The following is a 12,478-nucleotide window of genomic DNA, read 5'->3' on the forward strand; positions in this document are numbered from 1 at the left end:
TGCACGGCGCCGGCTGCGTGCCGGTCGGCGCCGTTCTCCGGGCGGGCCGGCCTGTGAAGGGAATTCGATGTCGTACCTCGTTGTCGCCGTAGTCCTCGTCGGGGCCCTGTGCGCCGTGAACCTGCTGCTGACCCTGGCGGTCATCCGCCGTCTCCGCGAGCATGCGGCCCAGCTCGCCGCCGGCCGGCCGGCGAGACCGCCCCTCGTGCCGGCCGGCACCGCGCTGCCCGAGTTCACCACTGCCGCGGCCGACGGCACGACGGTGTCGCGGGACTTCTTCACCGGGCCGACCCTCGTGGCGATGTTCTCCACCACCTGCTCGGCCTGTCACGAGCGACTGCCCGAGTTCACCAGCCGGGCGCAGTCCCTCGGCCCCGGGCGCGCCCTCGCGGTGGTCGTGGACGAGAAACAGGACGCCGGCGCGTTCGCGGCCGCCCTCGCCCCGGTGGCGACCGTGGTCGTCGAGCCGCCGGACGGGCCGCTGGGCAGGGCGTTCCAGGTGTCGTTCTTCCCGGCCTTCTACCTCGTCGACGGCCGAGCGGTGATCTCCGCGGCCGCGCTCACCCCTGACGAGCTGCCGCTGGCGGCCCTCACGTGAGGGACGCCGGGGCGGGCTCCCTGCTCCGTCGCGGACGGGTGGCGGCCGAGCTGGCCTGGCGGGCGCAGCCGGCCGCCGTGCTGGGTTCGCTGGCAGTGGTGCTGCTCATGGGTGCGGCACCGGTGGCGACCGCGTGGCTGACCAAGCTCGTGCTCGACAGCCTGGCGAGTGGCAGCGGCAGCGGCGACGGTGGTAGTGGCGGCGGCGGGGGCATCCTCCTCCTCGCGGCCGCCCTCGGGGTGGCGGGCCTGGCCCTGGTCGTCCTGCCGCACGTCGCCGAGTACCTCAACGGGCAGTTGCACCGGGGGTTGCAGCGGCTGATCTACGATCGGCTGTTCCGGGCCGTCAACGCCGACCCCGGGCTCAGCCGGTTCGAGAACCCCTCCTTCCACGACGAGCTGCGGCTGGCCCATGAGGCCGGCCAGAACGCACCGCAGCAGATCGTCGGCTCATCCCTGGCGATCTTCCAGGGCGTCCTGACGCTGCTCGGGTTCATGGTCACGCTGACCGTGCTCAGCCCGGTCATGGTCGTCATCGTCATCGCGGCCGCGCTGCCGTCGGCCCGGGTACAGCTCGCCTTGAGCCGCCGCAGGGCCCGCACGATGTGGGGCATCAGCTCCAACACGCGCCGCCAGCTCTTCTACGGCGCCCTCCTCACCAGCCCCGACGCGGCCAAGGAGGTGCGGCTGTTCGGCCTCGGCGACTTCCTGCGCGCCCGGATGCTCAAGGAGCTCGGGACCGTGAACGAGGCCGAGCGGGATCTGGACCGGCGGACGCTGCGCAGCCAGGGGCTGATGTCCCTGCTGGGCGCCGCCGTCGCGGCCGGCGGCCTGTTCTGGGCCGTGCTGGCCGCCGCGTCGGGCAGCCTGAGCGTGGGGGACGTCTCCGTGTTCGTCGCCGCCGTCGCCGGGGTGCAGACGGCCCTGACCTCGATCGTCAGCCAGTGGGCCGGCGCGCACAACGCCCTGCTGATGTTCGGGCACTACGTCGGCGTCGTCCAGGCCGGGCCCGGCCTTCCGGTGGCCGCGGAGCCCGCCGCGCTGCCCGCGCTGCGCGAGGGCATCGAGCTGCGCGACGTGTGGTTCCGCTACGACGACGAGCACCCCTGGGTGCTGCGCGGGGTGAACCTCTTCATCCCGTACGGCAAAGCCGTCGCCCTGGTCGGGCTGAACGGGGCGGGCAAGAGCACCCTGGTCAAACTGCTGTGCCGGCTGTACGACCCGGTCCGCGGCGCCGTCCTCTGGGACGGCGTGGACCTGCGTGAGGTGCACCCGGACGACCTGCGCGCCCGGCTCGGCGTGGTCTTCCAGGACTACATGGCGTACGACCTCACCGCCGCCGAGAACATCATGCTCGGTGACCTGGCCGCGGGTGCCGACCCGGAGGCGATCAGGGCCGCGGCCCGGCGGGCCGGGATACATGACGCGCTCGACACGCTGCCCAAGGGCTATGACACGTTGCTCAGCCGGATCTTCTTCGGTGAGGGGGACGAGCGGCAGGCGGGGGTGACGTTGTCGGGCGGGCAGTGGCAGCGGCTGGCGCTGGCCCGTGCGCTGATGCGTCATCGCCGGGACCTGCTCATCCTCGACGAGCCGAGCTCCGGCCTGGACGCGGAGGCCGAGCACGCCGTCCACCTGGGGCTGCGCCGGCATCGGGCGGGACGTACCAGCGTGCTGATCTCGCACCGGCTCGGAGCCCTGCGGGACGCGGACCTCATCGTCGTGCTGAGCGAGGGGAAGATCCGCGAACGCGGCTCCCACGGCGAGCTCATGGCGCTGGGCGGCGAGTACGCGCGGCTGTTCAGTCTGCAGGCCAGCGGCTACGAGCCCGCCGCCGCCGGGCCAGGTGCCGGGGAGAGCCTGCGCACGACCACGCCCAGCACCCGGTCCGCCGGTACATAACCCCAGTGCCGCGAGTCGGCGCTCAGCGGACCGTCGCCGATCACGACCAGCCGGCCCGCCGGGACCAGCGCCCCCTCCGGGGCGTTGACCGCGGGCGGCACAGGATCGCCGGGCAGCGCGGCCACCCGCTTGATGAGCCACTTCGCGTCCTTCGGGGCGGACAGCGGGCCGGTGCGCCACCGCCCGCCCGCCGCCGCCTCGAAGACCACCACCTGGCCCCGCCCGAGTTGCGAGCCGGCCACGCGGCGGACGAGCACCCGGTCGCCGGAGCGGTACGCGGGCTCCATGCTCGGCCCGGTCACCTGGACGACCACGAAGCGACGGCGGGCGACGGCGAGGGCCCCGGCGAGAACCCCAAGCAAGATCAATAGGTACCGCACGGGGCCACCCTAGCCGTCATGTCCCAGGCCACGCGTCAGACGCGGCTCCACCGCTGGTTGGCGCCGCCGTTGCAGGACCAGAGCACCAGTTTGGTGCCGTTGGCGGTGGCGTTGTTCGGCACGTCGAGGCACCGGCCCGACTGCACGCCGGTGATGGTGCCGTCGGCGTTGAGCCGCCATTGCTGGTTGGTCTGGCCGTTGCAGTCCCAGATGATCACCTGGGTGCCGTTGGCGGTGCCCTGGTCGTAGGCGTCCAGGCACTTGTTGCCGTACACCCGCAGCTCGCCGCTCGCGGTCGGCGTCCACTGCTGGTTGGGCTGGCCGTTGCAGTCCCAGATCTGCGCCTGCGCGCCGTTGGTCGGCGAGGCGCCCGCGACGTCCAGGCACCGGCCCGAGCCGGCCCCTCTGAACGCGACCGCGGGGACGATGCCGCCGCCGGTGACGGTGTACATGGCCGCCCCGTGCCCGGGCACCGACGCGCTGATGGTCCCGGTGGAGGAGGACGTCGTGTGCGCCCACAGGTCGCGTACCGAGTAGGAGGACGCCGAGCCCAGGCCGAGGGCCGAGGCGGTGGTGGAGACGGTCGAGGTGGAGGTGCCCCGGTTGAGCAGGACGACCGCGACCGAGCCGTTCGACATCGGCTTGCGCCAGACCTCCAGGTTGCCGTTGTCGCTGATCTTGTGGCCCTGCCTGCCGCCCCAGTCCTGGTTGACCGCGATGACCTCGGTGTTCGTCAGGATGGTACGGGTCTCGGCGCTCATCGACCGGAGGTCGTTGCCCGCGATGAGCGGCGCGTTCAGCAGGGACCACAGGCTGAAGTGCGCCCGTCCTTCGGTCGCCGTGAGCGAGCCGACGCCGACCTCCAGCATGTCGGGGTCGTTCCAGCCTCCGGGCCCCGAGTACGCTTCGAGCCCGACCTGCTGGTCCAGGATCCCCATGACGGAGTTCCAGTTCGCGGCGATGTCACCCGTCGTGCGCCAGGAGTTGCCCACCGGCATCCCCCAGGTCCACACGTTCTCCTGGCCCCAGTTGCACAGGCTGTAGAGGATCGGGCGTCCGGTGGCGGCCAGCGCGTCGCGCATGGCGGTGTAGCGCTGTAATCCGGTCCTGCCCTGGTGGTCGCCGCAGTTGTCGTACTTCAGGTAGTCGATCCCCCAGGACGCCCACAGCGCGGCGTCGCGCTGCTCGTAGCCGAGGCTGGCCGGGTAGCCCGCGCACGTGGTCGTGCCCGCCGAGGAGTAGATGCCGAGCTTGAGCCCCTTGCCGTGGACGTAGTCCGCGAGGGCCTTCATGCCGCTGGGGAACTTCTGCGGGTCGGGCACCAGGTTGCCGCCGGCGTCGCGGCTCTTCGTGGACCAGCAGTCGTCGATGTTGACGTACTGGTAGCCGGCCGCGGCCATGCCGCTGGAGACCATGATGTCCGCGGTCTGCCGGATGAGGCTCTCGTTGACGTTGCAGAAGAAGGAGTTCCAGTCGTTCCAGCCCATCTGCGGGGTGCGGGCGAGCCCGTTGTCCAGCGCGAGGGCGGGCGACGTGGCGCCGCCGACCGCGACCAGCGAGGCGGCGGCCAGTGACACCGTCAGGAGCCAGCTCATGAATTTACGCATCCGATTCCTCCCTTCAGGAGGTGAACTGCCACCAGTTCACGTTGAACAGGTAGCCGCTGCCGCCGGCGTACCTGAAGTACAGGTCGTGGGTGCCCGTCGCGCCGTTCACCGGGCAGGTGACCGTCGTCCACGTCTGCCAGCCGCCGGTGCCCGCCACGGTGCACGTCCCCACGAGGGTGCCGTTGGGCCCGTCCAGGCGTAGCTCGATGCGGCCGCCGCCGGCCGCCGAGGCGACCCGCGCGCTGAAGGACCTCGCGCCGGAGCCGAAAGCGACACCCTTGACCTTGACGTAGTCGCCGTTCTCGATCCACCCGACGTTCATGCCGCCTTCGCTGGCGGGCTCGGTCTCCACGCCGGACTCCCAGGCGATCGTCTCGGCCTCCTGGCGGACGTAGGGGTTCAGCGTGCCGACCTGGGGCGCTCCGGTCGTGGTCATGTTGATCGTCGGGATGGTCCCGTCGGCGTTGTAGGTGAACTTCTCGACGGCGACCGAACGGGTGAAGCCGCCACCGCCCGGCAGTGCGCCGTTGTGGTAGAAGAAGTAGGAACCGCCGTTGAAGTCGATGACGCCGGCGTGGTTGGTGAAGCTGCTGCCCTGCGTGGGCATGACCGTCCCGCGGTAGGTCCAGGGGCCGGTGGGGCCGGGGGCCGTCGAATAGCCGATGAACTCCGAGCAGCATTTCGCGGCGAAGACGTTGTAGTAGAGGCCGTTGCGCTTGTAGACCCAGGGGCCCTCCTCGTACAGCGTGGGCCGGCTGGCGTTGCCGGTGCGGGTGCCGAAGCCGGCCGTGGTGAGCGGGATCTGGGTGGGGCTGCCGGAGTACGAGATCATGTCGGCGTTGAGCCGGACGTACCAGAGGTTGGGGTTGCCCCAGTACAGGTACGCCTGCCCGTTGTCGTCGATGAAGACCGTGGGGTCGATCTCACCGTTCCTGACGAGGGGGCGGCCGATGGCGTCCCTGAAGGGTCCGGTGGGGCTGTCGGAGACCCCCACGCCGATGGCCATCTGACCGCTCGCCCGGTCCTTGACCGGGACGTACCAGTAGAACTTGCCGTTCCGCTGGACGGCCTGGCCCGCCCACGCGTCCGCGCTCGCCCAGCTGAAGGTCGCCACGTTCATCGGCGAGCCGTGGTCGGTCCAGTTCACCAGGTCGGCGGACGACCAGACCCGCCACTCCTTCATGGTGAAGTACGTCGAGCCGTCCTCGTCGTGTCCCGTGTAGAGGTAGACCCGGCCGTTGTGCACCAGCGGAGCGGGGTCGGCCGTGTAGATCGTCTGGACGATCGGGTTGTCCGCCCTGGCCGTGCCGGGGATCACCGCCACGAGGCAGAGCAGCGCCGCGATCACGAGCGCAGCGCGCCCGGAGAGAGCGCCGAACCGAAGATTCATGATCACCTTCTGTTAGGGGGGTCAGGTGCGGGTCCAGCGCTGGTTGGCGCCGCCGTGGCAGGTGTAGAGCTGGATCCGGGTGCCGTTGGCGGTGCCCTGGCCCACGGCGTCGAGGCACAGCCCGGACTGCGCGCCGGTGATGGTGCCGTCGGAGTTCAGGCGCCACGACTGGTTGGCCCCGCCGTGGCAGGAGTAGATCTGGACGGCCGCGCCGTTGCCGCTGCCGGCCGCGTCGAGGCATTTGTTGCCGTAGACCCTGAGCTCGCCGGCCGAGGTGGCGGCCCACTGCTGATTGCTCCGCCCGTTGCAGTCCCACAGCTGCACCTGCGTGCCGTCGGTGGTGGCGGCGCCGGGCACGTCCAGGCAGCGCCCGGAGCCGACTCCCCTGAGCGGCCCGGTCGCGTCACCGGACGTGGGCGTCGTCGTCGGGGAGCCGCCGGCGTCCAGGCCGAAGAAGCGGATGGCGTACGCGGCCATCCCCGCTCGCGGCAGGTCGTGGCCGGCTCCCGAGATGGTGTACGCCTCGACCTGGCCCGAGCCGAACACCCGCCGGGTCCAGCCGGACTGCGGGCTGTCGGTGGAGGCCGGGGTCTGGCTCAGCCCGTGCACGTTCGTCCACTGGTCGACCTCCTCCTGCAGCATCGTGTACTGCAGCACGGAGTCGGCGGTGCCGTGCCAGGCCTGCACGCGGGGCCGGGGCCCGGTGTAGCCGGGGTAGGCGTTCCTGACCAGGTCGCCCCACTGCTGCGGCGTCTTGTCGCCGCACCCGGCGGGCCCGAGGCAGCCGTAGGGCACTCCCGCGTACGGCGCGCCGGCCTTGAACACGTCCGGGTACGTGGCCAGCAGGTTGAGCGTCTCCATCGCGCCGGAGGAGAACCCGGTGGCGAACACCCGCTGCGGGTCGCCGTTGTAGCGCTGCAGCACGTGGTTCACCATGGAGACGATCGACACCGGGTCACTGCCGCCGCCGTGGCGCAGGGCCTCGTTCGACCAGACGTCGAAACAGTTCGACATGCCGTTGGCGCTCTTGTTGGCCTGCGGGTAGATGACGACGAAGCCGTACCTGTCGGCCAGCGAGGCGAACTCGGTCCCCTGGTGGAAGCCCGGCGCCCAGCCGTTGCAGCCGTGCATCGCGACCAGGACGCCCGGCCGGGATGCCACCCTGTCGGGGACGTAGAGGTACATCCGCAGGCCGCCGGGGTTGGTCCCGAAGCCCGTCACCTCGGTCAGGACCGCGGCCGACGCCTGCGGCGTGGCCGTGAGGAACGCGGACAGCGCGGTGACCGCCGCCGTGATCAGGACCGCCAGGACGGTTCCGATGCCCGCGCGTCTTCTCGTACGCTTCATCGGTTCGCCTTTCCTGTGTTAGCGCTAACAATGTGCTGGAGGTGGTGGCAGGACGGAGCAAATACGGGGCAGAAAGGTACTGTCAAGAGCGCCTTAGCTTGCGGCCGAATGGAGACGGCAGCGGGTGAATGCGCTCACCTCGGATTTTCCGGTCCTGCGGGACTCGGGCTTGCTGTGAAACTTTCGGCGTTCGGTCAGCCCACGCGCGCGAGCTGCCATTGCTGGTTGGTGCCGCCCCAGTCGTCGTACTGGACGATGTTGCCGCCGTCGGCGGTGGAGGCGCCCTGCACTTCGAGGGCCTTGTTGCTGTGGCGGGCGATGAGTCTCACGTAGCCGTCGGGGCTGTCGGCCAGGCGCCACTGCTGGTTGGCGCCGTTGGTGTCGGTCCATTGGACGATGGCGGCGCCGTTGGCGGTGGACTGGTTGGAGACGTCGAGGACCTTGCCGGAGTGGCGGGACTTGAGCCGGTAGTAGCCGCCGCCGGAGTCCACGAACTGCCACTGCTGCTGGTTCTGGTTGTTGCGGGTCCATTGCGTGATGCGGCCGCCGTCGGCGGTGGACAGGTTGTAGACGTCCAGCGCTTTGCCGCTGTTGCGGTTCACCAGGACGTACCAGGCGGTGGTGTCCACCACGCCGCCGGGGGCCTGGGTCACCCCGGTCACGAAGGTCGTCACGCTGCGGGCGGGCAGCGTGGCGGTGAAGGAGCCGTTCGACACGCCGGCCGCGCCCTGGGGCGCGACGTTCCTGCTCGCGTCGGTCACCCAGGACGACACGCTGGAGGCGGTGCCGCCGGCCAGGGTGAACTGCTGGCTCACCGCGGAGGTCGTCTTGTTGATGGCGACGATGGCGACCGTGCCGTCACCGCCCCGGTACGCCGAGACGTAGACGTTCGACACCGGGTTCGCCGTCGCCGCGATCCGCACGTACCCCGGGCGGACGAACCTGGCGAACTGCGCCATGTTGGCACCGCGCTTGCTGAGCTGCCCGTCCTCCCGCATCGGGCCGTAGCTGCGCCGGATGTACCACCAGATGTACGCCTGGAACTCGGCGTCCACCATGGCGTGGTGGATGTGCTCCCCCACGTCCAGCGCCTGGGGCCAGAGGTCCGCCGAGTCGCTGCTGTTGGGGTAGTAGACCTCGGTCATCCAGAGTTCCTTGCCCGCGCCCTTCTGCTGGAAGAGGGGGTAGGGGAAGTTCGCGTACGACGTGCCGTAGAGGTGGGCCCCGATGATGTCCACGTTGGCGAGCGCCGTGGGGTCGTTGAGTATCGGGTCCGACATGTTCTTCAGGTACTGGAAGGACTCGGGCGCGATGACCCTGGTGCTGATCGAGCCGGCGTTCTCCCGCAGGAAGCGCACCATCTCGGCAGGGGTCCACCACGTCCATTCCTGCGCATAGTCGGGCTCGTTCTGCACGGATATGCCGTATAAGTTCACCCCGTTGTTCCGCATGTACGTGGTGAAGTCGTTGAGGTGCTGGGCGTAGGCGGCGTACGAGCCGTACTTGAGGCGCCTGGCGTTGGTCTGGCTGCCGCGGACGAAGGTCTCGACCATGCCGGCGGGCGGGTTCCACGGCGAGGCGATCACGGTCACGCCGAGCTCGGCCGCGCGCCGCGCCGTCGCCAGGTCACGGCTCCAGTCCGCCTGGTTCTCGGGAACGGGGATCCTCAGCACCGAGAACCCCAGCTGCCCCTCGCCGGCGCCGAACGCCGTCTCCCTCTGGGCGGCCGTCAGGTCGCCGATCCAGGCCGCGTGGGCCATGCCGCCGAAGCCCCGGATCGTCTGCCTGCGCGCCGACGGGTCGATGACCACCGCCGCGGCGGCGGTCGCGGGCCGTGTCGTGGCCGCGAGGACCGGCAGTGCTCCCATCGTCGTCAGGACGGCTCTCCGGCTCAGCGATCGGCGATCTCCGGGCGCGGGCTCTGTCATGGTTCCTCCTGGTGGCTTTTCCGGAGGAACGTAAAGCCCTGACTCCGGCCCGTCAACCATGTGAGGCCGGAAACTTAATGGCTCGGTTTTCGCAACTTAAGGAGTGCCGCCCAGCGAATTCCATGAAACTTTCATGCGTACGAGCGCTGCCGCTCCGCCCTCCCCGGAGGCGAAACTCCAGGAGGGAAGGCCGGATGACGGCGAAACCCCCGCTCGGCGGGCGACCCGCTCGTTGACGCCGGGCCGCCCGTCGGATGTACTCCGCGACGAAGCCCCGTTCGTGTTAGCGCTAACAGCGGAGCGCCCGATGAAGCACAGACCTCTGTCCATCCTGGCGACGGTGACCGCCCTACTGGCCGGCCTGCTCGTCGCCCTGCAGACCCAGCCGGCCAACGCGGCCACCGTCGACACCAACGCCTGGTACGTCCTGGTCAACCGCAACAGCGGCAAGGCCCTGGACGTCTACAACCTGTCCACCGCCGACGGCGGCCGCATCACCCAGTGGACCCGCAACAACCAGAACCAGCAGCAGTGGCAGTTCGTGGACTCCGGCGGCGGCTACTACCGCGTCAAGTCCCGCCACTCCGGCAAGGTCCTCGACGTCTCCAACCAGTCCACCGCCAACGGCGCCGCCATCGTCCAATGGACCGACACCAACGGCGCCAACCAGCAATGGCGCCTGGCCGACAGCCCCGACGGCTACGTGCGGCTCATCGCCCGCCACAGCAACAAGGCCCTCGAAGTGCAGGGCGCCTCCACCGCCGACGGCGGCAACATCGTCCAGTACGACGACTGGGGCGGCGCCAACCAGCAATGGCAACTCGTCCCGGTCAACGGCAGCGGCAACGGAAACGGCAGCTACACCAACCCGGTCGTCTGGCAGGACTTCGCCGACGGCGACATCATCCGGGTCGGCGACGCCTACTACTACTCGGCCTCGACCATGCACTACTCGCCGGGCGCGCCGATCCTGCGCTCCTACAACCTGGTCGACTGGGAGTACGCGGGACATTCGGTCCCGAGGCTCGACTTCGGCTCCAATGCCTACGACCTCAACGGCGGCCGGGCGTACGTGAAGGGCATCTGGGCCTCCACCCTGAACTACCGGCCCAGCAACAGCACCTACTACTGGATCGGCTGCATCGAGTTCAACCGGACCTACGTCTACACCGCCTCCGCCGTGGACGGCACGTGGACCAAACGCTCGCAGATCAACAACTGCTACTACGACGCCGGCCTGCTGGTCGACACCGACGACACCATGTACGTCGCCTACGGCAACGGCACCATCAGCGTCGCCCAGCTCTCGGCCGACGGGCTCAGCCAGGTCCGCGCCCAGCAGGTGTTCCAGACCCCGAGCAGCGTCGGCACCCTGGAGGGCTCCCGCTTCTACAAGCGGAACGGCTACTACTACATCTGGCTGACCCGCCCCGCCAACGGCCAGTACGTGCTCCGCTCCACCTCGCCGTGGGGCCCGTACGAGATGCGCCAGGTCCTGCTGAACATGCCGAGCCCCATCTCCGGCGGCGGCGTCCCCCACCAGGGCGGCCTCGTCCAGACCCAGAACGGCGACTGGTACTACATGTCGTTCGTCGACGCCTACCCCGGCGGCCGGGTGCCGGCGCTCGCGCCGATCACCTGGAGCGGCGACTGGCCGACCGTGCAGACCGTCAACGGCGGCTGGGGAGCCACCTACCCGAAGCCGAACATCCAGACCAGCCGCACCGTCTCGTCCATGATCGGGCCGGACACCTTCACCTCGGGCAGCCTCGGGCACCGCTGGGAGTGGAACCACAACCCCGACACCAGCCGCTTCTCCACCGGCAACGGCCTGCGCCTGCAGACCGCGGCCGTCACGAACGACCTCTACAACGCCAGGAACACGCTGACCCACCGCATCCAGGGCCCCTCGTCCACGGCGACGATCGAGCTCGACTACTCGCAGATGAGCAACGGCGACCGCGCCGGGCTGGCCATGCTGCGCGACCAGTCGGCCTGGATCGGCGTCAAACGCGACAATGGCGTCAACCGGGTCGTGATGACCAACGGACTGACCATGAACAGTTCGTGGCAGACCACCGGCACCGGCACGGAGGCGGCGAGCGCGAACGTCTCGGGCGGCCGGATCTGGTTGCGCGCCACCGCCGACATCCGGCCGGGGTCCGGCAGGCAGGCCCGTTTCTCCTACAGCACCGACGGCAGCACGTTCACGAGCCTCGGGCCGGCCTTCACGTTGAACAACGCCTGGCAGTTCTTCATGGGCTACCGGTTCGGGATCTTCAACTACGCGACGCAGTCGCTCGGCGGGGCGGTGACCGTACGCCGCTTCGATCTCACCACGCCCTGACGCGGGCATAGGCTCTCCCCCATGGTCGCCGTCCGCCCCTTCCGGTCCGGCGACGAGGTCCCCCTCGTCGCCGCCTGGAACCGCAGCATGCCCGCCGACCCGACGACGTCCCGCTGGTTCGGTGACCGGGTGCTGCTCGATGCGAACTTCGACCCCGAGGGCCTGCGCGTGGCCGTGGACGGGGACGAGGTGGTGGGCTGCGCGTACGCCGTCCGCCGCCTCGTCCCCCTGGCGCCCGGCACGGGCCTGGAGCCGGACGCCGGCTGGATCCCGTTCTTCTTCGTCGTCCCGGAGCACCGGGGCGGCGGCCTGGGGCGGCGGCTGGTCGGCGAGGCGGTGGCGTTCCTGGAGGGCCTCGGCCGCACGACGGTGGACTTCTCGTCGTACACCCCCAACTACGTGCTGCCGGGCGTGGACGCCGAGCTCTATCCCGGCGCCTACCGGCTGCTGGGCGAGCTCGGCTTCCGTACGCTCTACTCGCCGGTCGCCATGGACCGCACCCTCGTCGGCTACCAGGCCCCGCCCGAGGTGCACGGGCTGCTGCGCGAGCGGGAGCGCGAGGGGTACGTCTTCCGCAGCCCCACCGTGGGCGAGCTGCCGGAGCTGATCCGTTTCGCGGCCGGCGCCTTCAACCCCGACTGGGGCGAGGCCATCCGGCAGCACCGCGACCCCGAACGCGTCGTGATCGCGAAAAAAGACCATATAGAGGGCTTCGCCCTGTACGGGGCCTACCGCGGCACCCCCGAGCGCTTCGGCCCCTTCGGCGTCGATCCCGGCCGGCGCGGCACCGGCCTCGGCAAGATCCTCCTCCACCTCACCATGACCAGGATGCGCGCAGAAGGACTGCATTCGTCGTGGTTCCTGTGGACCGGCGAGGCCACCCCGGCCGGCCGGCTCTACACGAAGGCGGGCTACGAGGTCACCCGGCAGTTCCACGTGATGCGACGGACCGCCTGACCGCCGTCGGCCTGCCGGCGTTG

General features: G+C 70.2%; 9 protein-coding genes. 4 read left to right on the top strand and 5 right to left on the bottom strand.

The window, feature by feature from the left end; translation table 11 throughout:
* Window positions 1-67: 67 nt before the first annotated feature.
* Together ACBR40_RS10150 and ACBR40_RS10155 are read left to right on the top strand one after the other, a co-directional pair.
* Window positions 68-598 (top strand): TlpA family protein disulfide reductase, encoded by a 531-nt coding sequence (locus tag ACBR40_RS10150; RefSeq protein WP_371248471.1) that lies wholly within the window; start codon window positions 68-70, stop codon window positions 596-598.
* On the top strand, window positions 595-2,499 hold the full coding sequence (locus tag ACBR40_RS10155; RefSeq protein WP_371248472.1) for an ABC transporter ATP-binding protein: 1,905 nt from the start codon (window positions 595-597) through the stop codon (window positions 2,497-2,499). The genes ACBR40_RS10150 and ACBR40_RS10155 overlap by 4 nt, the downstream gene beginning before the upstream one ends.
* Here ACBR40_RS10155 and ACBR40_RS10160 read toward each other — a convergent pair.
* The 5 genes from ACBR40_RS10160 to ACBR40_RS10180 all read right to left on the bottom strand — a co-directional run bounded on the left by ACBR40_RS10160 (window position 2,418) and on the right by ACBR40_RS10180 (window position 9,091).
* Window positions 2,418-2,861 (bottom strand): S26 family signal peptidase, encoded by a 444-nt coding sequence (locus ACBR40_RS10160; protein WP_371248473.1) that lies wholly within the window; start codon window positions 2,859-2,861, stop codon window positions 2,418-2,420. The two genes, ACBR40_RS10155 and ACBR40_RS10160, sit on opposite strands and share 82 nt — an antisense overlap.
* A 53-nt stretch (window positions 2,862-2,914) precedes the next feature.
* Window positions 2,915-4,486: a lectin gene (locus ACBR40_RS10165; protein ID WP_371248474.1), complete on the bottom strand. Its 1,572-nt coding sequence runs from the start codon at window positions 4,484-4,486 to the stop codon at window positions 2,915-2,917.
* Window positions 4,487-4,499: 13 nt separating this feature from the next.
* Window positions 4,500-5,876, bottom strand: coding sequence for a glycoside hydrolase family 43 protein (locus tag ACBR40_RS10170; RefSeq protein ID WP_371248475.1), 1,377 nt, complete (start codon window positions 5,874-5,876; stop codon window positions 4,500-4,502).
* Between the two features lie 21 nt (window positions 5,877-5,897).
* On the bottom strand, window positions 5,898-7,223 hold the full coding sequence (locus ACBR40_RS10175) for a PHB depolymerase family esterase (protein ID WP_371248476.1): 1,326 nt from the start codon (window positions 7,221-7,223) through the stop codon (window positions 5,898-5,900).
* 194 nt (window positions 7,224-7,417) lie between these two features.
* Complete coding sequence (locus ACBR40_RS10180) at window positions 7,418-9,091, bottom strand: RICIN domain-containing protein (RefSeq protein WP_371248477.1); 1,674 nt, start codon at window positions 9,089-9,091, stop codon at window positions 7,418-7,420.
* Window positions 9,092-9,458: 367 nt separating this feature from the next.
* Between ACBR40_RS10180 and ACBR40_RS10185 the strand changes: the two genes are divergently transcribed.
* Window positions 9,459-11,498 (top strand): family 43 glycosylhydrolase, encoded by a 2,040-nt coding sequence (locus tag ACBR40_RS10185; protein WP_371248478.1) that lies wholly within the window; start codon window positions 9,459-9,461, stop codon window positions 11,496-11,498.
* A gap of 21 nt (window positions 11,499-11,519) precedes the next feature.
* Window positions 11,520-12,455, top strand: coding sequence for a GNAT family N-acetyltransferase (locus ACBR40_RS10190; protein ID WP_371248479.1), 936 nt, complete (start codon window positions 11,520-11,522; stop codon window positions 12,453-12,455).
* Window positions 12,456-12,478 lie beyond the last annotated feature (23 nt).

The organism is Nonomuraea sp. AD125B, from assembly GCF_041402765.1.
In the GTDB taxonomy this organism is placed as follows: Bacteria; Actinomycetota; Actinomycetes; order Streptosporangiales; family Streptosporangiaceae; genus Nonomuraea; species Nonomuraea bangladeshensis.